Source organism: Denitratisoma oestradiolicum (assembly GCF_902813185.1).
Taxonomy (GTDB): domain Bacteria; phylum Pseudomonadota; class Gammaproteobacteria; order Burkholderiales; family Rhodocyclaceae; genus Denitratisoma; species Denitratisoma oestradiolicum.
This window is the reverse complement of record NZ_LR778301.1, coordinates 215131-236079: the sequence shown is the minus strand read 5'-3', so window position 1 is coordinate 236079 and position 20949 is coordinate 215131. Positions and strand designations below refer to the sequence as shown.

The 20949-nt window shown below is 65.6% G+C and carries 23 protein-coding genes; 15 read left to right on the top strand and 8 right to left on the bottom strand.

Annotation, left to right across the window (positions count from 1 at the left end; translation table 11 throughout):
- Positions 1-31 precede the first annotated feature (31 nt).
- Genes DENOEST_RS01280 through DENOEST_RS01265 form a run of 4 tightly spaced genes read left to right on the top strand, consistent with a single transcriptional unit; the run spans position 32 to position 2906 of the window.
- Positions 32-685 (top strand): protein-L-isoaspartate O-methyltransferase family protein, encoded by a 654-nt coding sequence (locus tag DENOEST_RS01280; protein WP_145771395.1) that lies wholly within the window; start codon positions 32-34, stop codon positions 683-685.
- 11 nt (positions 686-696) lie between these two features.
- Positions 697-1020 carry a rhodanese-like domain-containing protein gene (locus DENOEST_RS01275; RefSeq protein WP_183148185.1) on the top strand — a complete coding sequence of 108 codons (324 nt, stop codon included), beginning with the start codon at positions 697-699 and terminating at the stop codon, positions 1018-1020.
- 11 nt (positions 1021-1031) lie between these two features.
- Positions 1032-2363 (top strand): TolC family outer membrane protein, encoded by a 1332-nt coding sequence (locus DENOEST_RS01270; protein ID WP_145770083.1) that lies wholly within the window; start codon positions 1032-1034, stop codon positions 2361-2363.
- A 9-nt stretch (positions 2364-2372) separates the two neighbouring features.
- Complete coding sequence (locus DENOEST_RS01265; protein ID WP_145770084.1) at positions 2373-2906, top strand: hypothetical protein; 534 nt, start codon at positions 2373-2375, stop codon at positions 2904-2906.
- Positions 2907-2999: 93 nt separating this feature from the next.
- Here the strand turns inward: DENOEST_RS01265 and waaA are convergent, their stop codons facing one another.
- Positions 3000-4409: a lipid IV(A) 3-deoxy-D-manno-octulosonic acid transferase gene (waaA, locus tag DENOEST_RS01260; RefSeq protein WP_197970476.1), complete on the bottom strand. Its 1410-nt coding sequence runs from the start codon at positions 4407-4409 to the stop codon at positions 3000-3002.
- Entirely contained in the window at positions 4406-5377 is a 972-nt protein-coding gene (gene waaC, locus DENOEST_RS01255; RefSeq protein ID WP_145770085.1) for a lipopolysaccharide heptosyltransferase I, read from the bottom strand. Before waaC ends, waaA begins: the two co-directional genes overlap by 4 nt.
- Positions 5378-5461: 84 nt before the next feature.
- On the opposite strand from waaC, the gene DENOEST_RS01250 reads away from it, so the two are divergent.
- From DENOEST_RS01250 to DENOEST_RS01235, 4 genes are all read left to right on the top strand, one after another.
- A complete protein-coding gene (locus DENOEST_RS01250) occupies positions 5462-6223 on the top strand; it encodes a glycosyltransferase family 2 protein (protein ID WP_145770086.1) in 762 nt (253 codons plus the stop codon).
- 174 nt (positions 6224-6397) lie between these two features.
- A complete protein-coding gene (locus DENOEST_RS01245) occupies positions 6398-7405 on the top strand; it encodes an NAD-dependent epimerase (protein ID WP_145770087.1) in 1008 nt (335 codons plus the stop codon).
- A 122-nt stretch (positions 7406-7527) separates the two neighbouring features.
- Entirely contained in the window at positions 7528-8505 is a 978-nt protein-coding gene (locus DENOEST_RS01240; RefSeq protein ID WP_145770088.1) for an MraY family glycosyltransferase, read from the top strand.
- Positions 8502-10337 (top strand): polysaccharide biosynthesis protein, encoded by a 1836-nt coding sequence (locus tag DENOEST_RS01235; RefSeq protein WP_145770089.1) that lies wholly within the window; start codon positions 8502-8504, stop codon positions 10335-10337. The genes DENOEST_RS01240 and DENOEST_RS01235 overlap by 4 nt, the downstream gene beginning before the upstream one ends.
- Here DENOEST_RS01235 and DENOEST_RS01230 read toward each other — a convergent pair.
- Entirely contained in the window at positions 10297-11301 is a 1005-nt protein-coding gene (locus tag DENOEST_RS01230; protein ID WP_145770090.1) for a glycosyltransferase family 9 protein, read from the bottom strand. The genes DENOEST_RS01235 and DENOEST_RS01230 overlap by 41 nt on opposite strands.
- 17 nt (positions 11302-11318) lie before the next feature.
- On the opposite strand from DENOEST_RS01230, the gene DENOEST_RS01225 reads away from it, so the two are divergent.
- The 3 genes from DENOEST_RS01225 (at position 11319) to DENOEST_RS01215 (ending at position 13296) form a co-directional block, all read left to right on the top strand.
- Positions 11319-12146: a symmetrical bis(5'-nucleosyl)-tetraphosphatase gene (locus tag DENOEST_RS01225; protein ID WP_145770091.1), complete on the top strand. Its 828-nt coding sequence runs from the start codon at positions 11319-11321 to the stop codon at positions 12144-12146.
- 199 nt (positions 12147-12345) lie between these two features.
- Positions 12346-12696 (top strand): FKBP-type peptidyl-prolyl cis-trans isomerase, encoded by a 351-nt coding sequence (locus DENOEST_RS01220; protein ID WP_145770092.1) that lies wholly within the window; start codon positions 12346-12348, stop codon positions 12694-12696.
- A 9-nt stretch (positions 12697-12705) separates the two neighbouring features.
- Positions 12706-13296, top strand: a complete 591-nt coding sequence (locus DENOEST_RS01215) for a lysophospholipid acyltransferase family protein (protein WP_145770093.1) — start codon at positions 12706-12708, stop codon at positions 13294-13296.
- Positions 13297-13619: 323 nt separating this feature from the next.
- On the opposite strand, the gene DENOEST_RS01210 is transcribed toward DENOEST_RS01215, so the two are convergent.
- The 3 genes from DENOEST_RS01210 to DENOEST_RS01200 all read right to left on the bottom strand — a co-directional run bounded on the left by DENOEST_RS01210 (position 13620) and on the right by DENOEST_RS01200 (position 16786).
- On the bottom strand, positions 13620-14450 hold the full coding sequence (locus DENOEST_RS01210; protein ID WP_145770094.1) for an HDOD domain-containing protein: 831 nt from the start codon (positions 14448-14450) through the stop codon (positions 13620-13622).
- A gap of 58 nt (positions 14451-14508) precedes the next feature.
- Entirely contained in the window at positions 14509-15645 is a 1137-nt protein-coding gene (locus tag DENOEST_RS01205) for a PilT/PilU family type 4a pilus ATPase (RefSeq protein WP_145770095.1), read from the bottom strand.
- Positions 15646-15742: 97 nt separating this feature from the next.
- Entirely contained in the window at positions 15743-16786 is a 1044-nt protein-coding gene (locus tag DENOEST_RS01200; protein ID WP_145770096.1) for a type IV pilus twitching motility protein PilT, read from the bottom strand.
- Positions 16787-16829: 43 nt separating this feature from the next.
- Here DENOEST_RS01200 and DENOEST_RS01195 point away from each other — a divergent pair, with 43 nt between their 5' ends.
- The 4 genes from DENOEST_RS01195 to DENOEST_RS01180 are packed head-to-tail and all read left to right on the top strand — an operon-like array spanning position 16830 to position 19227.
- Positions 16830-17525, top strand: a complete 696-nt coding sequence (locus DENOEST_RS01195) for a YggS family pyridoxal phosphate-dependent enzyme (RefSeq protein ID WP_145770097.1) — start codon at positions 16830-16832, stop codon at positions 17523-17525.
- A complete protein-coding gene (proC, locus tag DENOEST_RS01190) occupies positions 17522-18337 on the top strand; it encodes a pyrroline-5-carboxylate reductase (protein WP_145770098.1) in 816 nt (271 codons plus the stop codon). Before DENOEST_RS01195 ends, proC begins: the two co-directional genes overlap by 4 nt.
- A 6-nt stretch (positions 18338-18343) precedes the next feature.
- On the top strand, positions 18344-18913 hold the full coding sequence (locus DENOEST_RS01185) for a YggT family protein (protein WP_145770099.1): 570 nt from the start codon (positions 18344-18346) through the stop codon (positions 18911-18913).
- Positions 18910-19227, top strand: a complete 318-nt coding sequence (locus DENOEST_RS01180; RefSeq protein WP_145770100.1) for a DUF167 domain-containing protein — start codon at positions 18910-18912, stop codon at positions 19225-19227. Before DENOEST_RS01185 ends, DENOEST_RS01180 begins: the two co-directional genes overlap by 4 nt.
- 159 nt (positions 19228-19386) lie before the next feature.
- Here the strand turns inward: DENOEST_RS01180 and DENOEST_RS01175 are convergent, their stop codons facing one another.
- Entirely contained in the window at positions 19387-20145 is a 759-nt protein-coding gene (locus DENOEST_RS01175; protein WP_145770101.1) for an SDR family NAD(P)-dependent oxidoreductase, read from the bottom strand.
- A gap of 44 nt (positions 20146-20189) precedes the next feature.
- On the bottom strand, positions 20190-20948 hold the full coding sequence (locus tag DENOEST_RS01170; protein ID WP_145770102.1) for an SDR family NAD(P)-dependent oxidoreductase: 759 nt from the start codon (positions 20946-20948) through the stop codon (positions 20190-20192).
- Position 20949: the final 1 nt, after the last annotated feature.

Sequence of the window (20949 nt, the reverse complement as noted above, 5' to 3'; positions counted from 1 at the left end):
TAGAATTCACTGATATAAAGCTGGAGCCGCGATGAATCTAGAACAAGCCCGTTACAACATGGTCGAACAACAGGTCCGCCCCTGGGGGGTGTCGAACCCGGACGTGCTCGACGCCATGTTCAAACTCAAGCGCGAGGATTTCGTCCCCGCCGCCTACCGTAATTTCGCCTACGCAGATACGGAAATCCCCCTCGGCCACGGGGCCACCATGCTAATCCCTCAAATCGAGGCCCATGCCCTCCAGGCCCTGCAACTGGACAAGCACGCCAAGGTGCTGGAAGTGGGCACCGGCAGCGGCTACATGGCCGCCCTGCTGGCAACCATCGCCGACCAGGTGTGGAGCGTGGAAGCCGTGCCGGCCCTGGCCGCCACGGCCCGAGCCAACCTCAGCCGGGCCGGCATTGCCAATGTATCGGTGGAACAGGGGGATGGCCTGACCGGCCTGCCCGCTTTCGGCCCCTTTGACGCCATCATGCTCTCCGGCTCGGTGAACGCCGTGCCCCGCGCCCTGCTGGACCAGTTGAAACCCGGTGGCCGGCTGTTTGCCATCGTCGGCCCCGGCCCCGCCATGCAGGCCCAGGTGATCACCCGCGTCGGCGAAGGCGGCCATGCCACCCAGACCCTGCTGGAAACCGTAGCCGCACCCCTGACAGGTGGCACGGCCCCGCCGGCCTTCCAGTTCTGACACCACCCATCATGCAGCAGATCACTCCCGAGCAACTCGCCCAGTGGCTGGCCGATTCCGGCCGTCCCCGCCCCACGCTGCTGGACGTGCGGGAACCCTGGGAGTTCGATTTATGCCGCATCGATGGGTCCCAGCCCATGCCGATGGCCACCGTGCCAAACCGGCTTGACGAGCTGGACCTGGAGGCGGACATCGTGGTGATCTGCCATCACGGCGCCCGCAGTTTTCAAGTGGCGATGTTTCTGGAGCAGCGGGGCTTTCCCCACCTGCACAACCTGAGCGGCGGCGTCGCCGCCTGGGCACGCAGCGTCGATCCGGCCATGCCCACCTATTGATGAGAGTCCCCATGAAGATAAAAGTCCGCCCCCTGCTGCTCGCCCTCGGCCTGTCGGCCGGCACCGCCCAGAGCGCGGACCTGCTGGCGGTCTATCGGGACGCGGCGGCCTACGATGCCCAGTTCGCCGCGGCCCGGGCCGGCGTCGAAGCCGGTCGGGAAGCCCTGCCCCAGGGCCGGGCAGGCCTGCTGCCCACCATCGCCGCCAGCGCCAGCAATGGCCGCACGGAACTGGATTACCACCGCCACTCCCCAGCTCAGGACGCGGGAACCAGCTATCACACCAGCGGCTGGAACGTTTCCCTGTCCCAGCCCCTGTTCCGCTGGGAGCGCTGGGCCGGCTACAACCAGGCCCAGTACCGGGTGGCCCAGGCCGAGGCCCAATTCGACCTGGCCCGACAGGACCTGATATTGCGCGCCGCCCAGGCCTATTTCGATGTACTCCAGGCCGGCGAGGCCCTGGAGGCGGCGGAAGCCGGCCGCAAGGCCATCACCGAGCAACTGGAAGAGGCCAAGCGAGCCTTTGAGGTGGGCACCAAGACCGTGGTCGAGGTCCATGACGCCCAGGCCCGTTTCGACCTGGCCACGGCCCAGGAGATCGTCGCCCGCAACGACCTGCTGGTGAAGCATCAGCAACTGCGCCTCCTGGCCGGCAAGGAATACGACGCCCTCAAACCCCTGCGCAAGGGCGCCGCCATTCCCGCGCCCCAGCCGGACAACATGGAACAGTGGAGTACATCCGCCGAGCAGGCCTATGCCGGCGTCCGGGCGGCCCTGGCCCAGTTGGGTGTCAGCGAGCAGGAAATTTCCAAGCAGCGCGCCGGCCACCTCCCCGCCCTGGACCTGATAGCCAATCGGGGCCGCAGTTCCCAGACCGGGGCTTTCCTGGCGGGAGCCAGTGGTCCCGGCTACGACCTCACCTCCACCACGGTGGGTGTGCAACTGAGCCTGCCCATATTCGCCGGCGGCGCCGTCTCCTCCGCCGTGGACCAGTCCGTGGCCTTGAAGAACAAGGCCCAGGCCGACCTGGACAACGCCCGCCACAGCGCGGCCCTCCAGGCCCGCCAGGCCTATCTGGGCGTCAGCGCCGGCCTGTCCCAGGTCAAGGCCCTGGAGGCCGCCCTGATTTCCTCCCAGTCGGCCCTGGATTCCAACAAGCTGGGGTTCGAGGTGGGAGTGCGCACCAATATCGAAGTTCTGAATGCCCAGAGCCAGTACTTTGACACCCGGCAGCGGCTCTCCCGCGCCCGCCTCGACACCCTGCTCGCCTTGCTGCGCCTGAAGGCCGCCGCCGGAAGCCTGGCCGAGGACGATCTGACGGCGATCAACGGGCTGTTCGACTGACGGCATCCCATGCCTTCCCGTATCGGCCTCGAACGGACCTCTCGGTCCGCTGGGGCCTTGCTGACGATCCTGCTCCACCTGTGGAGTCTGCCGACGCTGGCCCAGGTATCGGACGTGCCCCTGCGGACCTTGGGCGCCTATATCGAGCAAGCCGGGAACTGTTCTCCGGACCTCGTCAAATGGAACCGCGATTACCTCCCTGGTACCGAAACCGGGGAAACCCCGCGGGACTTCTACTACCGGGTACTCAGTTACACCAGCTGGGGTGATTGTGGCCGCCCCTTCCTGCCACCGGTATTGGCCGAACTGGCGCGAAGCTGGCGCTTCTACGCCAAGGGCCTGGTTTCGGCGGCCCAATTCGAGGCCAAGGAAACCGAGCTGATCAATCTGTTCTTCGCCGCCCTGAAAGACAACAAGAATGGCGCCCGGCGCGTGGCGGAGTACGAAAGGGCAATCGCCGCCAGACTCTACGATCTGAACCCGCCCCGGGACTACTCCAATTGCACCTTCTTCGGGGACCAGCTCCGCTGCATGGACGATTGATGTCCGGTCTTTAGGCGGAGAGTTAGAGTTACCTCAGCCCTGGAGGCGCCGCTGCAGTACGTCCCTGGGCACCCCGGAACTGCTCACCTCCCGCTACTTCCCCCGCGCCAATACCCCTTCCAGCCACGTCATCGTCCGCGCCGTGGCGCCCCGATGGGTGGCGGCGAACTGACTACCGGCACGGCTCATGGCCTCACGGCAATCAGTGTCTGCGAGCAGGGCCAGGGCCGTATCCAGCAGTTGCGTCATATCCTGCACCTGCCGTGCGGCGCCGGCTTCGATAGCCTTGGCGGCGGCCTCGGCAAAATTGAAGGTGGAGGGGCCGATCAGCACCGACCGGCCCACGGCACAGGCCTCGATCAGGTTCTGGCAGCCGTAGTCCAGCAGGCTGCCGCCGATGAAGGCGACATCGCAGGCAGCGTAGTAGGCGAACATTTCCCCCAGGCTGTCGCCGATCCAGACTTCGGCATCGGCCGCCACGGCCGCCTCGTCGGAGCGGCGCTGCATTCGCAGACTCCGATCCAGCACCAGGGCCGCCACTTCGTCGAAGCGCTGGGGATGACGCGGCACCAGCAGCAGCAGGGTATCGCCCCGGTCCGGCCGGCCGCGCCAGGCATCGAGAATCAGCACCTCTTCTCCTTCCCGGGTGCTGGCGCAGAGGAACACCGGCCGGGGGCCGATACGAGTGCGGAAGTCCGCCCCCAGGGCCAGCAGTTCCGGCGGGGGGGTAATGTCGAACTTGACGTTACCCAGCACCGCCACGTCCTTGGCCCCCAGATCAGCGAGAAGCTCACCGTCGGCGCTGGCCTGGGCCGCGATTCCCGCCAGCCCGGCCAGGGCCTCGGCCACCAGGACTGGAAAGCGGCCGTAGCGGCGGGCGGAGCGGGCCGAGAGGCGGCCGTTGGCCAGCAGCAGGGGGATGCCCCGGCGGCGGCAGGTGGCGATCAGGTTGGGCCACAGCTCGGTTTCCATCACCAGGCCGAAGTCCGGCTGCCAGTGGTCGAGGAAGCGGGCCACGGCCCCGGGCGTGTCGTAGGGCAGATAGCAACGCTCCACCGTCTCGCCGAAAATCTCCATGCTGGTCTGACGCCCCGTGGGGGTCATGTGGCTGATGAGAATGCGGTGTTCGGGATAGCGTTGCCGAAGGGCAGCCACCAGGGGCTGGGCGGCACGGGTCTCGCCTACGGAAACGGCATGGAGCCAAATCAATGGTGCCTGCCCCCCAGCCCCCTCCCCGAGGGAGGGGGTTCGCTCCGCGAACCCCGTGGGAAATTGGAGAGCCCGCCCCCCGGCCCCCTCCCCGAGGGAGGGGGTGACAGCGGTTCGCCGGATAACGCTGCCGCGCCTTTGGGCGGCCATGCGGCGCGGCACCCGCCGGTAGAAACCGAAGCGCTCGGCCCAGTGGCGGCGGTATTCCGGCTGGCGCCGGCTGCGCAACAGCAGATGCAGCAGCGCCCAAGGCAGCAGCAGGAAGACAACGCAGGTGTAGAGACGGCGGCTCACGATGCCAGCAAGTCCAGGGCCGCGGCGATCACCACGGCCGGCGCGGGGGGTTGGCCCGCCCCCCCCAGATTGAGGGCGCCGGGACCGGCATGAACTCCGGTCAGGGATGGATCGGAACCGGAAAACAGGGCCAGGGTGGGTCGGCCCAGGGCCGCCGCCAGATGGGTGAGGCCCGTATCCAGGCCCACGACCAGGGCGGCGCCGGCGCAAAGGCCGGCCAGTTGCGCCACAGCCATGGGTGGAGCCACCAGAGCACCAGGGACCATGGCAGCCAGACGGGTCGCCCGTTGCCGCTCCTCGGCGCTGCCCGCCGGCAGCACCAGGCCCAGGCCAGCGCCGGTCAGGGCCTGCATCAAGGTCTGCCAGTGGTCTTCTGGCCAGAGCTTGTCGGCCCGGGAGGTGCCAGTCAGCAGCACGGCGTAGGGCCTGTCGGTCGGTAGCCAGTCCGCCGCCAGGGGTGGGGCGGCGATGCCGTAGTCCAGGGGCAGGTCCGGGGTGTAGTCAAAGGCGGCGGCGGCCAGCCAGCGGTTGCGCTCCACCGCATGGGCGTTGCGGGGAATGCCGTAACCCCTATGGTAGAAACGCGCCGCCAGGGGTTCCCGGGCCGCTTCCCTGCCGTAGCCGCAGCGCTGGCCTCCCGGCGCAAGACGGGCCTGGGCACCCAACAGAGCGCTCTTGATCAGGCCCTGGCTGTCCAGCACCCGATCGTAGGCCTCCCGCCGCAGTTCCCGGCGAAAGGCGGCGATCCCGTGCCAGGTGGCGGCGGAAAACAGATGCCTGCGCCAGCGCCGCACGGCCACTGGAATAATGCGCCCCACCGCCGGATGGAGCCGGGGAATGTCGGCGAAGCCCTCTTCCACCAGCCAGTCGATGGTGGCGCCGGGCACGCGCCGGGCCAGGTCGGTGACCAGGGGCAGGTTATGGACCACGTCGCCGAGAGAGGAGGTTTTGACCAGAAGGATGCGCATGGGCTGGGCGGGGGGCCGGGGAGCCGCCTACAATGGCGGCCTTGTGCAATGTTGTGCGATGCAATCGCCGGATTATAGCCATCCATGTCCACCCGCCGCCTGCCCCTCTCGGCCGTCCTAATCACCCATAACGCCGCCTCCCAACTGGCGGCCTGCCTGGACAGCCTGGCCTTTTGCGACGAGATCGTGGTCGTGGACTCGGGCAGCGATGACGGCACGGCGGACCTGGCCCAACGCCACGGTGCCCGGGTGATCGCCTCGGACTGGCGCGGCTTCGGCCCCCAGAAACAATACGCGGTGGAGCAGGCGACCCATGACTGGGTGCTCTGCATCGACGCCGACGAACGGGTCAGCCCGGCCCTGGCCCTGAGCATCGACACGGCCCTGGCGGCGCCCTCCCACGGCGCCTACCGCTTTCCCCGTTGCAACCGCTTCATGGGCCGCTACCTGCGTCACGGCGAGGGCTATCCGGACTGGAGCCTGCGCCTCTTCGACCGCCGCCGGGCCCGCTGGTCCGACGACGCGGTCCACGAGAAGGTGCTCACCGAGACTCCCGTGGGAGAGCTGCGGGGCGATCTGCTCCACGATTCCGCCGAGACCCTGGAGAGTTACCTGACCAAGCAGAACCGCTACACCACCCTGGCCGCCCGGGAGGCCATCGCCCGTGACAAGAAGGCCAGCGTGAGCCGCCTGCTGCTGGGGCCTCCGGTGCGCTTCATCAAGTTCTACTTCCTGCGCCTGGGCTTCCTGGACGGCCTGCCGGGGCTGGTACACATTGTGATCGGCTGCACAAACACTTTTTTCAAGTATGCGAAAATCCTGGCCTTTCAGGCAGACAGGGATTGAAAATCCCCCTAACGGTTATGGCAGCAGGCGCCACCCCGAATGATGAAATCCGTCACCCCGGCGCAGGCCGGGGTCCAGATCGGCGGCCCACTGGATTCCGGCCTGCGCCGGAATGACGAGGAGTGTATTTGTGAGGTTCCATGAAATTGTTCCGCGTTTCACGCTAACCCACCCATGAAAGTTCTGGTCACCGGCAGCGCCGGATTCATCGGCATGCATGTCTGCGAACGCTTGCTCGCCCAGGGTCACGAGGTGATCGGCATCGACAACCTCAACGACTACTACTCGGTAGCCTTGAAGGAAGCCCGCCTGGCCCGGCTCCTGCCCCAGCCCGGTTTCCGCTTCCAGCGCCTGGACCTGGCCGACCGGGAGGGCATGGCCGCGCTGTTCGCCAGCGAAAAGCCTGCCCGCGTCATCCATCTGGCAGCCCAGGCCGGCGTGCGCTACTCCCTGAAGAACCCCCAGGCCTATGCCGACAGCAATCTGACCGGCTTCGTCAATGTGCTGGAAGGCTGCCGCCACCAGCAGGTGGAGCATCTGGTCTATGCCAGCAGTTCCAGCGTTTACGGCGGCAATACCCGGATGCCCTTCGCCGAGAGCGACAACGTGGACCATCCGGTGAGCCTCTACGCCGCCACCAAGAAGGCCAACGAGCTGATGGCTCACGCCTACAGCCACCTCTACGCCCTGCCCACCACCGGCCTGCGCTTTTTCACCGTCTATGGTCCCTGGGGCCGGCCGGACATGGCCTATTTCGGCTTCACCAAGGCCATTCTGGAAGGCCGCACCATCGACGTATATAACGACGGCAAGATGCAGCGGGACTTCACCTACATCGACGACATCGTCGAAGGCGTGCTGCGCATCGCCGACCAGCCCCCGGCAAGCAATCCGGCTTTCGACAAGGACCAGCCCGATCCCGCCGGCAGTTGGGCGCCCTATCGGGTGATGAACATCGGCAACCATCAGCCGGTGGAGCTGATGGAATTCATCGGCACCCTGGAACAGGCCCTGGGCCGGCAGGCCACCAAGAACTTCCTGCCCATGCAGGATGGCGACGTGCCCGCCACCTACGCCGACACCGAGGCCCTGCGCCGCGCCACCGGCTTCGCCCCCGCCACGCCCCTGGCCAGCGGCATCGCAAATTTCGTGGCCTGGTATCGGGAGTACCACCGTTGCTGACGGCAGGCGTTTTGCTGTGAAAAAGCAACTTTCCTGCCGCGCCACCGCAAGGGTTCCCTGTAACTTCGAGCGTAGCGAGCCGTATCGAACCCCCCGGAGGGGGGCGAAGGGGGGGAGCATTCATGCCGCCTACTGATGTGCTGCTGATGCTGATCCCTGCCCCGCTTACCATAGGCCTGCTGGCCCTGCTGATCCACAGCGGTCGCGCCCTGTCCATCGCCGCCGACATCCCCAACGACCGATCCCTCCACCATCGCCCCACGCCCCGCATCGGCGGCCTGGTGCTGATCCCCGCCGCCCTCGGCACCGGGGTGCTGCTGATGCCGGCGTCCCGTCCGCTGCTGGCCCTGGCCCTGATGCTCTGGCTGCTGTCTTTTCTCGACGACCGCCACAGTCTGCCGGTCGCCCTGCGCCTGGGCATCCACCTGGCTACGGCGGCGGCAGCGGCCTGGCTGCTGGCACCGACCCATGCAGCGCCCTGGCTTTTGATGCTCACCCTGCTTATCGCCTGGTCCGCCAACCTGTTCAACTTCATGGACGGCAGCGATGGTCTGGCCGGGGGCATGGCCCTGATCGGCTTCACCGCCTACAGTCTGGCGGCCTGGCCCGAGGTTCCGGCCCTGGCGGCCCTGTGCGGCGCCCTCGCCGCCGCCGCCGCCGGCTTCCTGGTGTTCAACTTCCCGCCGGCCCGCTGCTTCATGGGAGACGCGGGCTCGGTGCCCCTGGGCTTTCTGGCGGCGACCCTGGGTTGCTGGGGCATGGTGGAGAATCTCTGGCCGGCCTGGTTCCCGGCCCTGGTCTTCCTGCCCTTCCTGGCCGACGCCACGATCACCCTGCTACGCCGCATCGTGACGGGCCAGCGGTTCTGGCAGGCCCATCGGGAACACTATTACCAGCGCCTGATACGCATGGGCTGGAGCCACCGGCGTCTGGCCCTCCGGGCCTACGGGCTGATGGCCCTTTGCGGCGCCATCGCCCTGATGCTGCGAGCAGCGCCGGCCCTGGCTCCGCCAGTCCTGGCGGCCAGCCTCGTCGCGCTGGCGCTCCTGCTGATATCCATCGACCGGCGCTGGCGCAACCAGGGGGAATCCCGCCCATGAAACGAATGAACTGGCGCATGCTGGTGGCCACAGCCCACGATATCGTGGCGGCCGCCCTGGCCTGGCTGGCCGCCTACGCCCTGGCCTACGACTTCGCCATTCCCCCCCGGCAGGTCTCGATCATGCTGATCGAGTTGGCCTGGGTGATTCCCCTGGAAGGCATCATCTTCATGTACTTCGGTCTCTACCGGGGTATCTGGCGCTTCGCCAGTCTGCCGGACCTGCGCCGCATCGCCCTGGCCGCTGGCAGCGCCGCCCTGGCCGTGCCGGCCCTGCTCTGGGTCCAGGGCCGGCTGGGCAGCCTGCCCGCCGGCATCCCGGTACTCAATCCGGTCCTGCTGGTGATGATGATGGGCGGCAGCCGCTTTCTTTACCGGGCCTGGAAAGATGGCGACCTGCTCTCGCCCCGCCCCCCCGATGCCCAGCCAGTGCTGGTAATGGGAGCCGGCGAGGTGGCGGTGAGCCTGTTGCGGGCCCTGGCCCAGGATAACCGCTGGAAGGTGATGGGGCTGCTCAGCGATGACGCCTCCAAGACCGGCCGGCAGATCCACGGTGCCACGGTACTCGGCGGACTGGAAGAGGTGGCCGAACAGGCCCGGCGCCTCAATGTGGGCCATGTCATCGTCGCCATTCCCGGCGACAGCAGCGAAACCCGCCGCCGCGCCATCGAGCAGGCGGTCAATGCCGACCTCCACGTGATGACCGTCCCGGCTCTGGCAGATGTTCTGGCGGGCAAAGTGTCGGTCTCCGAAGTACGCCATGTGGATCTGGCCGATGTGTTGGGTCGGGCGCCGGTGCGCCTGGACGGCCAGGGCCTCCATGGCCTGCTGTCCAACCGGACAGTGCTGGTCACCGGCGCCGGCGGTTCCATCGGCGCCGAACTGGCCCGCCAGGTGGCCCGCTTCGAGCCCGGGACCCTAGTTTTCCATGAACTCTCCGAGTTCGCCCTCTACGTGATCGAGCAGGAATTCCTGGTCCATCACCCGGCCCTGCCCATCGCCAGCATGGTGGGAGACTGCAAGGAGGAAGTCGCCCTGCGCCACGTAATGGCCCGCCACCGGCCCGAGGTGGTGTTTCATGCCGCAGCCTACAAGCATGTGCCCCTGATGGAGGGCGAGAACGCCTGGGCAGCCGTGCGCAACAATGTGCTGGGCACCCTGGGCGCGGCCCGGGCCGCCATGAGCCAGGGGGTGGGCAAGTTCGTGCTGATCTCCACCGACAAGGCGGTCAATCCCACCAGCGTCATGGGGGCCAGCAAGCGCCTGGCGGAACGGGTCTGCCAGGCCCTGCAACACCAGAGCGGCCACACCACCCGCTTCGTCACCGTGCGTTTCGGCAATGTGCTGGGCTCCAGCGGCAGCGTCATTCCCAAGTTCCGGGAGCAGATCGCCCGGGGCGGACCGGTCACGGTCACCCACCCGGAAATCGTGCGCTATTTCATGCTGATCCCCGAGGCCGCCCAACTGGTGCTACAGGCGGCCCTGATGGGCGGCGGCGGCGAGACCTTCGTGCTCGACATGGGAGAACCGATCCGCATCGTCGATCTGGCCCGGGACATGATCCGGCTCTCGGGCTTTTCCGAACGGGAGATTCCCATCCAGTTCACCGGCCTGCGGCCCGGCGAGAAGCTCTACGAGGAACTGCTGGCGGACTGGGAGACCACACTGCCCACCCACCACGACAAGCTGCGCATCAGTCGCGAGAACGGCATTCCCGACGCCGACTGGCTACGGGGCGTGGAGCAATGGCTGGCGGCGCCGGCCCGCACCGAATACGAGGTGAAGGCCGGACTCAGGGGCTGGGTGCCGGAGTATCGGCCCGCAGAGCATTGAGGGCCTCGACGACTTCCTCGACACTGATGTCCCGCACCTGACGGGAAGGCGCTTGCAGCACCCGGCAGGGCACCCCCCAGGGACGCCAACGTTCGGTTCCCGAATCCCCGAAAAGGCAGACGATGGGCAGGCCCAGGCCCGCGCCCAGGTGCATGGCACCACCATCGGCGCAGATCATTCCGTCGCAGCCAGCCAGGGCCTTGATCAGTTCGGGCAGGGTTTGCGTTGCCACGGGATCCACGGGAAAGGCTGGCCCCAGGTCTTGCAGGATGGTCCGGGCCTTGTCGTCATCCCCCGGATGACGTGGGTCGCTGGCGCCACCGGGCGCCCAGAGCAGGCGGAAACTCAGGCCAGGCTGGCTCGCCCCCAGGGCCTGTATCAGGGCCACGAAACGTTCTGCCGGCCAGCGTTGGGAAGGCTTGCGGGCACTGATGTGGATGGCCAGCCGATTGGTCTGGCGCGGCAGCGGAGCCTGAACCCGGCAGGAGGGCGGTGGCCCTTCGATACCGTAGAGCCGGGCGATGCGGAACACGTCTTCCACCTCGTGCAGGATTTCGTCAGCCGGTGGCAGTTCCACGTCGGCGCCGCAGGCGCCGAAGGCAATCACCCGCTTCGGCTTCAGCCAACGGGCCAGACGCACCATGCGGGGCAGGGGTAGTGGGGTGGCAATGATCACGTCATCCAGGCCCATTCGACGCAGACGCCACAGCATCAGGAAGCGACGCCAGAAGATGCCCGCCAGACTTTCTCCCCCGTTGCGATGCTTGGCCTTGGTGTATACGAAAACCTCGTCCAGATCGTCATTCCCCGCTAACACCGGGGCGTTGTAACTATTGACCAGGGCGCCGATCCAGCCTTCCGGAAAGTGCTGGCGCAGGGCGTGGATCAGGGGGGTGGTGCACACCAGGTCACCGATGTTGTCGCGGCGGATTACCAGGATGCGGGGTGTTTGTCGGGGAGTCACGGTAGACTGCGGGAACTATGGCGACGTATGCGATCGGTGACATCCAGGGCTGTTTCGACGCCCTGACCCAACTGCTGGATGAACTGAATTTCGATGCCGGACACGACCGGCTCTGGTTTGTCGGCGACCTGGTGAACCGGGGTGCCCAGTCCCTGGAGACCCTGCGCTTCGTGCGCGACTTGGGGGAGCAGGCCGTGGTGGTGCTGGGCAATCACGATCTGCATCTTATCATGCAGGCTGAGGGCCACGGCCGCCGCAACCGGGACGACACCATTCAGGAAATCCTCGACGCACCGGACCGTGACGTGCTGCTGGACTGGCTGCGAGCCCGCCCGCTGTTTCACCTGGAAGGTGACTACGCCATGGTCCATGCCGGCCTGCTGCCCCAGTGGTCCGTAGCCCAGGCGGTCGAACTTTCCGAGGAGGTGAGCCAGGCCCTGAGGGCGACCGATTACCGCCAGTTCCTGGCCCGCATGTGGGGTTCCGAACCTGCTGCCTGGCGCGAAGACCTGGTCGGTTGGGAACGGCTGCGGGTCGTGGTCAATGCCATGACCCGGATGCGCTTTTGCAGCAAAGCCGGTGTAATGGACTTCCACGCCAAGGGGCCGGTGGATTCCGCCCCTCCCGGCTTCCTGCCCTGGTTCGCGGTGCCGGGCCGGGCCAGCGCCGACCACACCCTGATCTGCGGCCACTGGTCGGCCCTGGGACTGCGGATCGAATCCAATCTACTGACCCTGGATACCGGTTGCCTGTGGGGCGGAGCCCTGACCGCAGTACGCCTGGAGGACCGGCGCGTGTTCCAGTTGCCTTGCCGGATCCATGTAAAACCCAGCGGCTGGGACTGAGAGGTTGTGAAAAATTCGTCGCGAGCGCAGGCAGGTCGGGGGCGCCCGGAGCGCAGCAACCGGAATGTACTGGAGTACATGAGGATTGCGAGCACCGCGCAACCCCAAGATGCCAAGCGCAGCAGAATTTTCACAGGCTCTGACGCCAGGGCGCGAGCCGGGCATAATGGCCCGCTTTTCCCCAGGAGAGGATGGCGCCATGAGTGCAGAAAATAATCCAAGCAGCCTCGGTATCGAGGATATCAAGATCGGCGAAGGCGCCGAGGCCAGCGCGGGCCAATGGGTGCTGGTCCATTACACCGGCTGGCTCACCGACGGCCTCAAGTTCGATTCCAGCAAGGATCGCGAGGAACCCTTCGAGTTCCATCTCGGCGGCCGTCAGGTCATCGCCGGTTGGGATCAAGGGGTGCAGGGCATGAAGGTGGGTGGCGTACGCAAGCTCACCATCCCGCCCCACCTGGGCTACGGCCCCCGGGGCGCCGGTGGCGTGATCCCCCCCAACGCCACTCTGGTGTTCGAGGTGGAACTGCTGGCCATCGACCTTGCCTAGTCCAGATCGATGTTGAAAGCCCTGCGCCGCCAGCTTGCCCGTCTGGGTCCCGCCCTGTTTCATCTGCTGGCGCGGACCTGGCGCATCCGGGCGACCGGCCCCCTGCCCCCTGAGCCGGCGGTGGTGGCCTTCTGGCACGGCAACATGCTGCCGGTGTGGAAATACCTGTCCCCCCATCAGCCCCATGCCTTGGTGAGCCGCAGCCGGGACGGTGGCCTGCTGACGGACCTGCTGGAACGCTGGGGCTATACGGTGATCAGAGGCTCCTCATCCAAGGGCAGCAAGGAAGCCTGGACGGGGCTGGTGGCGGCAGCGCGCCAGCATCGGGTGCTGATCACCCCCGATGGTCCCCGTGGACCGGCCCGGGTGCTCAAGGCCGGTGCGGTGGTGGCGGCACGGCGGGCCGGGGTGCCTCTCTATCTATGCCGGGTGCGCTGTTCCGTGGCGATCCACGGCACGAACTGGGACCGCTTTCTGATACCCCTGCCGGGGGCCGCCATCGACCTGGAGTTCATCCCTCTGGAGATACCCGCCGATGCCGACCGTGACACCATCGACTGGTTGATCAGCCAGGCCGAGCAGATACTCAACGTCGGGTAGCACGCATGGTCATCGGCGCCATCGCCTAGGATGAAATGCACAAAGACAAATTGCCCCCCACCTCCATCCCCGCCCCAGAGCGAGGCTACCCATCGTCTCACTGCGCTCGACGGTCACACTCGGCGCCGTTGAAGCGCTTTCGCGGTACCGTGAAAGCGCGAATTGAAACGGCAGGTCGAGCTATCGAGCGTAGTGAGCCAGCATCGTCACCTCCCCCGGAGAGGGGGGGCTGGGAGACAGGGAGGGGGCTGGATTCCTGCCATTCGCGTGGGTCATGGATCGAGGCGGAAAATCGGCTTCCATGAGCGTTACCCCCTCCGGCGTCAGGCTTCCCGTGTAGCGCCGTCGGCCCAGACGATGGCCTCGGCCTGGAGCCGGGCCGCCGTCTGTGGATCGACTCCCAGGGCAGCGAAGGCCTGGGCCGCCTGATCCGGTGGCCCATCGTCCAGATGTTCCACCAGGGCCACCAGCCGGCCCAGGGTGCCCCGATGCTCCCGCAGGGCCAGGCTCACGTGGTCGTCCAGGGAAAGACTGTTCAACACGGTCGCCAGAGGCAGCCCCAGGGCCTGATCTGCCAGGGACAGAATGCCGGTCATGAAGGCGCTGTCCTGAAGGTTGTGATCGGCCGGCGCCAGTATCCTGGTCAGATCGGCCAGAAGATGGCCGCGCCGCGCCGCCAGGGACAGCAACAGGCCACCGCCTTCCCCCGACTGGGCGTAGATCAGCAGCATCAGCCAGCGCCGGAGCTGGCGCCGGCCGAGAATCACGATCGCCTGATGAAAGCTGGCGATCTTGCGCGCCAGGCCCATGGAGACCGAATTCACCAGGCGCAACAGGCTGACGGAGAGCAGGGGGTCGATGCCGATGGCGGTCTCGATGGCATGATTGTCCGAGGCCTCGTTGGTGACCAGATCCAGCAGTCTGAGCAGGCGATGGCGGGCGTTGTCCGGGTGGCAGGCCGGCCGGGGCGTCACGGAATCTTCCCGCGCCGCGCCATCCAGGGTCAGGGGCAGGTGGGGCGGAAACAGTGCGGTCAGCATTTCCGGCAGGGCCACTTCCGTCAATGCCGGCCGGGCCAGGACACTGTTCCAGCAAGCACCGTCCGAGGAAAGGGGGGTAAGAATCCAGTAGGTTTTCAGGCTTGCTTCAGTCATTGCGTAACGGTTCTCTTCCTGCCTTCATGCCCGGCCGGACGGTGCCGGATCATGCCTCTCAAACGATGTCCAGATTCTGGATGCCGGCATTGGGATCCTTATCCTTGGCCTCCTTGCCATGGAGCTTGATCATCAGCCGCACCTCGTTCATGGAGTCGGCGAAGCGCAGGGCATCCTCGTAGCTGATCTTGCCCTCTTCATAAAGATCGAACAGGGCCTGGTCGAAGGTCTGCATGCCCAGCTCCCGGGACTTCTTCATAATTTCCTTGATGCCATGGACTTCGCCCTTGCCCATCAGATCGGAAATCAGGGGGGAGTTGAGCAGGATTTCCACCGCGGCAGCGCGGCCCTTGCCTTCCTTGAGAGGGATCAGGCGCTGGGACACCACGGCCTTCAGGTTCAGGGACAGGTCCATCAGCAACTGGGGGCGGCGCTCCTCGGGGAAGAAGTTGATGATCCGGTCCAAGGCCTGGTTGGCGCTGTTGGCATGGAGCGTACCCATGGCCAGGTGGCCCGTCTCGGCGAAGGCGATGGCGTGCTCCATGACCTCCCGGTCGCGGATCTCGCCGATCAGGATCACATCCGGCGCCTGGCGCAAGGTGTTCTTCAGGGCCGCCTCCCAGGAATCGGTATCCACGCCCACCTCCCGCTGGGTGATGACGCAGTTGCGATGCTCATGAACATATTCCACCGGGTCTTCGATGGTGATGATGTGGCCGTAGGAATTCTGGTTGCGGTAGCCGATCATGGCCGCCAGTGAGGTGGACTTGCCCGAGCCGGTGCCGCCGACGAACAGCACCAAGCCCCGCTTGGTCATGGCCACGTCCTTCAGCACCAGCGGCAGCTTGAGTTCATCAAAATCGGGAATCGAGGTGTTGATGGTTCGCAGCACCAGGCCCGTACGCCCCTGCTGGACGAAGGCATTGACCCGGAAGCGGCCGATATTGGCCGGAGAGATGGCAAAGTTGCATTCCTTGGTGGCCTCGAATTCCGCCGCCTGCTTGTCGTTCATCACCGAACGGGCCAGTTCCATGGTGTGTTGGGGGGTCAAAGGCTGGGTGGTGGCCGGCGTCATCTTGCCGTCGATCTTGATGGCCGGCGGAAATCCGGCGGTGATGAACAGGTCGGAGCCCTTCTTCTGGACCATCATGGCAAGAAGCTGATACATGAATTTGAGTGCTTCGTCGCGTTCCATTTTCTAAGTCCTTAGCCACTTGCGGCTCTTGCTAGAAGCCTCCCCGAGAGGGAAGGATGGGAGGGGCGGGCCGAGATTTAACAAGGATGCGCCCGGACTAGCCCGGGAACGTATCCTTGTTGGCCGCCTTGTTGCGGGCCTCGGAAGGGGAAACGATGTTGCGTCGGACCAGATCCTGCAGGTTCTGGTCCAGGGTCTGCATGCCGAACTGGCCGCCGGTCTGGATCGCCGAATACATCTGGGCGATCTTGTTTTCCCGGATCAGGTTGCGGATGGCCGGCGTGCCGATCATGATCTCGTGGGCCGCCACCCGGCCGCTGCCATCCTTGGTCTTGAGCAGGGCCTGGGAAATCACCGCCCGCAGGGATTCCGACAACATGGATCGCACCATTTCCTTTTCTGCGGCGGGGAAGACGTCCACAATCCGGTCCACCGTCTTGGCGGCGCTGGAGGTGTGCAGGGTGCCGAAGACCAGGTGGCCGGTTTCCGCCGCCGAGAGGGCCAGGCGGATGGTTTCCAGGTCGCGCATTTCCCCCACCAGGATCACGTCCGGATCTTCCCGCAAGGCCGAGCGCAAGGCGTTGCTGAAGGACAGGGTGTGGGGTCCCACCTCCCGCTGGTTGATCAGGCATTTCTTCGATTCATGGACGAACTCGATCGGGTCCTCCACCGTCAGAATGTGGCCGTATTCGTTTTCGTTGATGTCGTCCACCATGGCCGCCAGCGTGGTGGACTTGCCAGAGCCGGTGGGGCCGGTGACCAGCACGATGCCCCGGGGCTGATTGGCGATATCCTTGAAGCTTTTGGGGGCATTGAGCTGCTCCAGACTCAACACCGTGGAGGGAATGGTCCGCAGCACCGCCGCCGCCCCCCGGTTCTGGACATAGGCATTGACCCGGAAGCGGGCCAGGCCGGGAATGGCGAAGGAGAAGTCGCACTCCAGGTTTTCCTCGTAGTGCTTGCGCTGACCATCGTTCATGATGTCGTAGACCATCGCATGCACGTCCTTGTGTTCCAGGGGCGGCAGGTTGATGCGCCGGATGTCTCCATGGACGCGGATCATGGGGGGCAGGCCGGAGGAGAGGTGCAGGTCGGAGGCCTTGTTCTTGACCACGAAGGCCAGCAGTTCGGTGATGTCCATGAAAACCTTCCGGAGGTTGTGGCAGGTATACTTCCACCAGTATATGACACCAATCGCCGCCAACCTGCAAGCCGTGAATGCCCGCATTGCCGCAGCCTGCGCGGCCGCCAGCCGGCCGCCGGGAACGGTCACTCTGCTGGCGGTGAGCAAGTCCTGGCCCGAGGCATCGATACTCGCCGCGGCAGCTGCCGGCCAGGGAGACTTCGGCGAAAGCTATCTGCAGGAGGCCCTGCCCAAGCTCGACGCCCTGGCCGACGCCGGACTGGAGTGGCACTTCATCGGCCCCTTGCAAAGCAACAAGACCCGGCCGGTGGCGGAACATTTCGACTGGGTCCATTCCGTGGAACGCCTGAAGATCGCCGAGCGACTCTCAGCTCAGCGCCCCGCCACCCGGCCACCCCTGAACGTCTGTCTTCAGGTTAATGTCAGCGGCGAGGCCAGCAAGAGCGGCTGCGCCCCTGCCGAGATCATGCCCCTTGCCCATGCAGTGGCGACCCTGCCGGGCCTGCGCCTACGAGGCCTGATGACCATCCCTGAACCCACCGAAGATGAAACACTATTGCGCAGCCGCTTCGCCCTGCTGCGACAATTGCGCGACGAACTGAACGACAGCGGGCTGGCTCTGGATACCCTGTCCATGGGCATGTCCGACGATCTCGAAACCGCCATCGCCGAAGGCGCCACCATCGTCCGAGTAGGCACGGCAATATTTGGAATCAGGAACCAGGAGTCATTATGAAAATAACATTCATCGGCGGGGGCAACATGGCCAATGCCTTGATCGGCGGCCTGCGCCAGCAGGGCTACTCGGCGGTCGGCATCCAGGTAGTGGAACCGATGGAAGAAAGTCGGGACAGGCTGACCGAGACCTACGGTGTGCGCTGTACTCCGATAGTGGATGCCTCGGCCCTCAACTGCGAGGTGCTGGTACTGGCGGTCAAACCCCAGGTGATGCGCGAGGCCTTGAAGCCCCTGGCGGGCAAGCTCGGCAACCAGATGGTGATCAGCATCGCCGCCGGCCTGAGGCTCGCCGACATCTCCCGCTGGCTGGGCAATCATTCCCGTCTGGTACGCTGCATGCCCAATACCCCGGCCCTGATCGGCGCCGGCCTTACCGGCCTCTATGCAGACCCCAGCGTAGACCGAGAAGGACAGGCGGTGGCGGAAAAAATCCTCGGTGCCGTGGGTCGTACCCTGTGGATCGACGATGAAGCCAAGATGGACGCCGTCACCGCCATTTCCGGCAGCGGCCCGGGCTATGTCTTCTATCTGATGGAAGCCCTGGAAAACGCCGCCCTGGACTTGGGTTTCGACGCTGCCACAGCGCGTCTGATGACGGTCGAGACCTTTCTCGGCGCCGCCGGTCTGGCCGAACAAAGCCCCGAGTCGGTGGGGATGCTGCGCCAGCGGGTAACCTCCAAGGGAGGCACCACGGAAGCGGCCTTGAACAGCTTCGAGGCCGACGGCGTGATGGCTGCGATCCGCCGCGGTGCTGCCGCCGCTGACCAACGGGGCCGCGAGCTCTGTGAGTTGCTGGGCGCGGACGACTAAACGGCCATGTTGATCCGACTGCTCCTCATGGTGCTGGAGGCCCTGGCGGGCTTTCTCAGCCTGGCCCTGCTGGCCCGCTTCGCCCTGCAATGGGTGCGGGCGGCCTACCGCAATCCCATCGCCCACTTCCTGGTGGCGGTTACCGACTGGGCGGTGCGCCCAGCCCGGCGCCTGATCCCCAGCGCCTGGGGCCTCGACCTGGCCAGCCTGGTGCTGGCCTGGCTGGTGCAGGGCGTATACCTGGGCCTGGCCCACGGACTGAGCGGTATGGTGGGCTCACTACCCCAGGCCATGGGTCTGGTGGCGCTGCTGGCCCTGCTGGAAACCCTGAAGCTAGCCGCCTGGCTGGCCCAGGGGGTGATCATCATCGCCGCCCTGATCTCCTGGATCAATCCCTATGCGCCCATGGCGCCGGTCTTCCTGGCCCTCTCCGCGCCGCTGCTGCGGCCCTTCCAACGTCTGATTCCACTTGTCGGCGGCGTGGACCTGTCGCCCATGGCGGCTCTGCTGGCGATCCAGGTCTTTCTGGCGTTGCTGTCCGGCCTGTTCGGCGCAATGCTGATGCCGATGCGGTGAGCGCCTGGCTGCGACAACATGGGGACGACGTGGTGCTGGCGTTGCATGTGCAGCCTGGCGCCAAACGCACCGCAGTGGCCGGTCTCCATGGCGAGGCCCTGAAGATACGCCTGGCCGCACCGCCAGTGGATGGCAAGGCCAATGCCTGCCTGATCGAGTTCATCGCCGAGACCCTGGGCGTTGCCAAGAGCCGGGTCAGCCTGGTGGCCGGCCAGACTTCACGGACAAAAAAAATCGCCGTGGCCGGCATGGACCCAGGCACGGCACAACAGCGATTGTTGGGGGAGGCTGTTTATCTTGGAAAACCCGATTGAAACGGCAAGTCAGATATTCGAGCGCAGCGAGCTGATACCGCCGCCTCCCCCGGAGAGGGGGAGGTCGGGAGGGGGGCCTTTCTGCTGCTTTTCCGGCCAACCAGCACCAGTCTTTAGCAACGCTTTCTCTGTTTGATTCCGTCTTGGCCGGTTTATTGTTTAGCGAACGAAGGTACCACCGCCGTCCACCATCAGGGTCTGGCCGGTGATGTAGTCGGAATCCTCGGAGGCCAGGAAGACCGCCGCACGGCCGATATCCCGTTCGCAGTCGCCGTAACGGCCAAGAGGGATGCGGGCCAGGGAGGCTTTGTACTGGTCGGGCAGCTCTTCCTTCCACTTCTTGACACCGGGGGACTCGGCGGCAGGACAGATCACATTGACATTAATCTTGTAGCGCCCCCATTCGGTGGCGGCCACCCGGCTCATGCCGCGGATGGCTTCCTTGGCGGCGGCATAGGCGGTCTGGCCCCACATGCCGTTGATGCCGGCGCCAGAGCCAAAGTTGATGACCTTGCCGCCCTGCTTCGAGAGATGGGGAAAGGCCGCCTGCATCATGAACCAGGTGGCGTAGAAGCCGGAGTTCATCGACAGGGCCATGTTTTCGTCGGAAGTCTCTTCCAGCGTGATGCCGGGGCGGGAAGCATGGGCATTGTTCACCAGGATGTCCAGGCCCCCTAGGCTCTTCACCGTGGCGTCCACGGCGGCATTCACTTCGGCGCGGACGCCGACATTGCAGGGGATGGCAATGGCCTTGCAGCCCAGGGCCTGCACCAGTTCCACGGTCTTGGCCGCGGCCTCCGCGTTGAGTTCCACCACCGCGATATCAGCGCCTTCCTTGGCCATGGCCAGGGCGATGCCCTGGCCGATGCCACCACCTGCGCCCGTGATCAGGGCGACTTTGCCGTCAAGCTTTCCCATTTACTGCTCCTTATGTTTTCTGTATGGATCGGATGGTTCGAGGGTCAGCGCACGAAACAGGCGCCGCCGTCCACCATCAGGGTCTGGCCGGTGATGTAGTCGGAATCTTCCGAAGCCAGGAACACGGCAGCACGACCAATATCGCGCTCGCAATCGCCATAGCGGCCAAGGGGAATGGTCTTCAGCACGGCCTCATAGTGCTTGGGCATTTCCTCTTTCCACTTCCTAACCCCGGGGGATTCGGCGGCAGGACAGATCACATTAACGTTGATCTTGTAGCGTCCCCACTCCGTTGCGGCTACGCGGCTCATGCCCCGGATGGCTTCCTTGGCGGCCGCATAGGCGGTCTGACCGGACTGACCGACAACGCCGGCACCTGAACCAAAGTTGATGACCTTGCCACCCTTTTTCGATAGATAAGGGAAGGCGGCCTGCATCATGTACCAAGTGGCGTAGAAGCCGGAGTTCATGGATAGGGCCATGTCATCCTCAGAAACCTTTTCCAGCGGAATGCCGGGGCGGGAGGCATGGGCGTTATTCACCAGGATGTCCAGCGCCCCGAGTTCCCTGACTGCGGTTTCCACAGCAGCGTTCACCTCGGCACGTATGCCGACGTTGCACGGAATGGCAACGGCCTTTCGGCCCAGGGTCTGCACCAGTTCCACCGTCTTGGCCGCGGCCTCCGCGTTGAGTTCCACCACCGCGATGTCGGCGCCTTCCTTGGCCATCGCCAGGGCCATGCCCTGGCCGATACCGCCGCCGGCCCCGGTGATCAGGGCGACCTTGCCATCAAGCTTTCCCATC

Coding starts and splice junctions, on each gene's coding strand:
- DENOEST_RS01280 (WP_145771395.1), top strand. CDS start 32: ATGAATCTAGAACAAGCCCGTTACAACATGGTCGAACAACAGGTCCGC.
- DENOEST_RS01275 (WP_183148185.1), top strand. CDS start 697: ATGCAGCAGATCACTCCCGAGCAACTCGCCCAGTGGCTGGCCGATTCC.
- DENOEST_RS01270 (WP_145770083.1), top strand. CDS start 1,032: ATGAAGATAAAAGTCCGCCCCCTGCTGCTCGCCCTCGGCCTGTCGGCC.
- DENOEST_RS01265 (WP_145770084.1), top strand. CDS start 2,373: ATGCCTTCCCGTATCGGCCTCGAACGGACCTCTCGGTCCGCTGGGGCC.
- waaC (WP_145770085.1), bottom strand. CDS start 5,377: ATGCGCATCCTTCTGGTCAAAACCTCCTCTCTCGGCGACGTGGTCCAT.
- DENOEST_RS01250 (WP_145770086.1), top strand. CDS start 5,462: ATGTCCACCCGCCGCCTGCCCCTCTCGGCCGTCCTAATCACCCATAAC.
- DENOEST_RS01245 (WP_145770087.1), top strand. CDS start 6,398: ATGAAAGTTCTGGTCACCGGCAGCGCCGGATTCATCGGCATGCATGTC.
- DENOEST_RS01240 (WP_145770088.1), top strand. CDS start 7,528: ATGCCGCCTACTGATGTGCTGCTGATGCTGATCCCTGCCCCGCTTACC.
- DENOEST_RS01235 (WP_145770089.1), top strand. CDS start 8,502: ATGAAACGAATGAACTGGCGCATGCTGGTGGCCACAGCCCACGATATC.
- DENOEST_RS01225 (WP_145770091.1), top strand. CDS start 11,319: ATGGCGACGTATGCGATCGGTGACATCCAGGGCTGTTTCGACGCCCTG.
- DENOEST_RS01220 (WP_145770092.1), top strand. CDS start 12,346: ATGAGTGCAGAAAATAATCCAAGCAGCCTCGGTATCGAGGATATCAAG.
- DENOEST_RS01215 (WP_145770093.1), top strand. CDS start 12,706: ATGTTGAAAGCCCTGCGCCGCCAGCTTGCCCGTCTGGGTCCCGCCCTG.
- DENOEST_RS01210 (WP_145770094.1), bottom strand. CDS start 14,450: ATGACTGAAGCAAGCCTGAAAACCTACTGGATTCTTACCCCCCTTTCC.
- DENOEST_RS01205 (WP_145770095.1), bottom strand. CDS start 15,645: ATGGAACGCGACGAAGCACTCAAATTCATGTATCAGCTTCTTGCCATG.
- DENOEST_RS01200 (WP_145770096.1), bottom strand. CDS start 16,786: ATGGACATCACCGAACTGCTGGCCTTCGTGGTCAAGAACAAGGCCTCC.
- DENOEST_RS01195 (WP_145770097.1), top strand. CDS start 16,830: ATGACACCAATCGCCGCCAACCTGCAAGCCGTGAATGCCCGCATTGCC.
- proC (WP_145770098.1), top strand. CDS start 17,522: ATGAAAATAACATTCATCGGCGGGGGCAACATGGCCAATGCCTTGATC.
- DENOEST_RS01185 (WP_145770099.1), top strand. CDS start 18,344: ATGTTGATCCGACTGCTCCTCATGGTGCTGGAGGCCCTGGCGGGCTTT.
- DENOEST_RS01175 (WP_145770101.1), bottom strand. CDS start 20,145: ATGGGAAAGCTTGACGGCAAAGTCGCCCTGATCACGGGCGCAGGTGGT.
- DENOEST_RS01170 (WP_145770102.1), bottom strand. CDS start 20,948: ATGGGAAAGCTTGATGGCAAGGTCGCCCTGATCACCGGGGCCGGCGGC.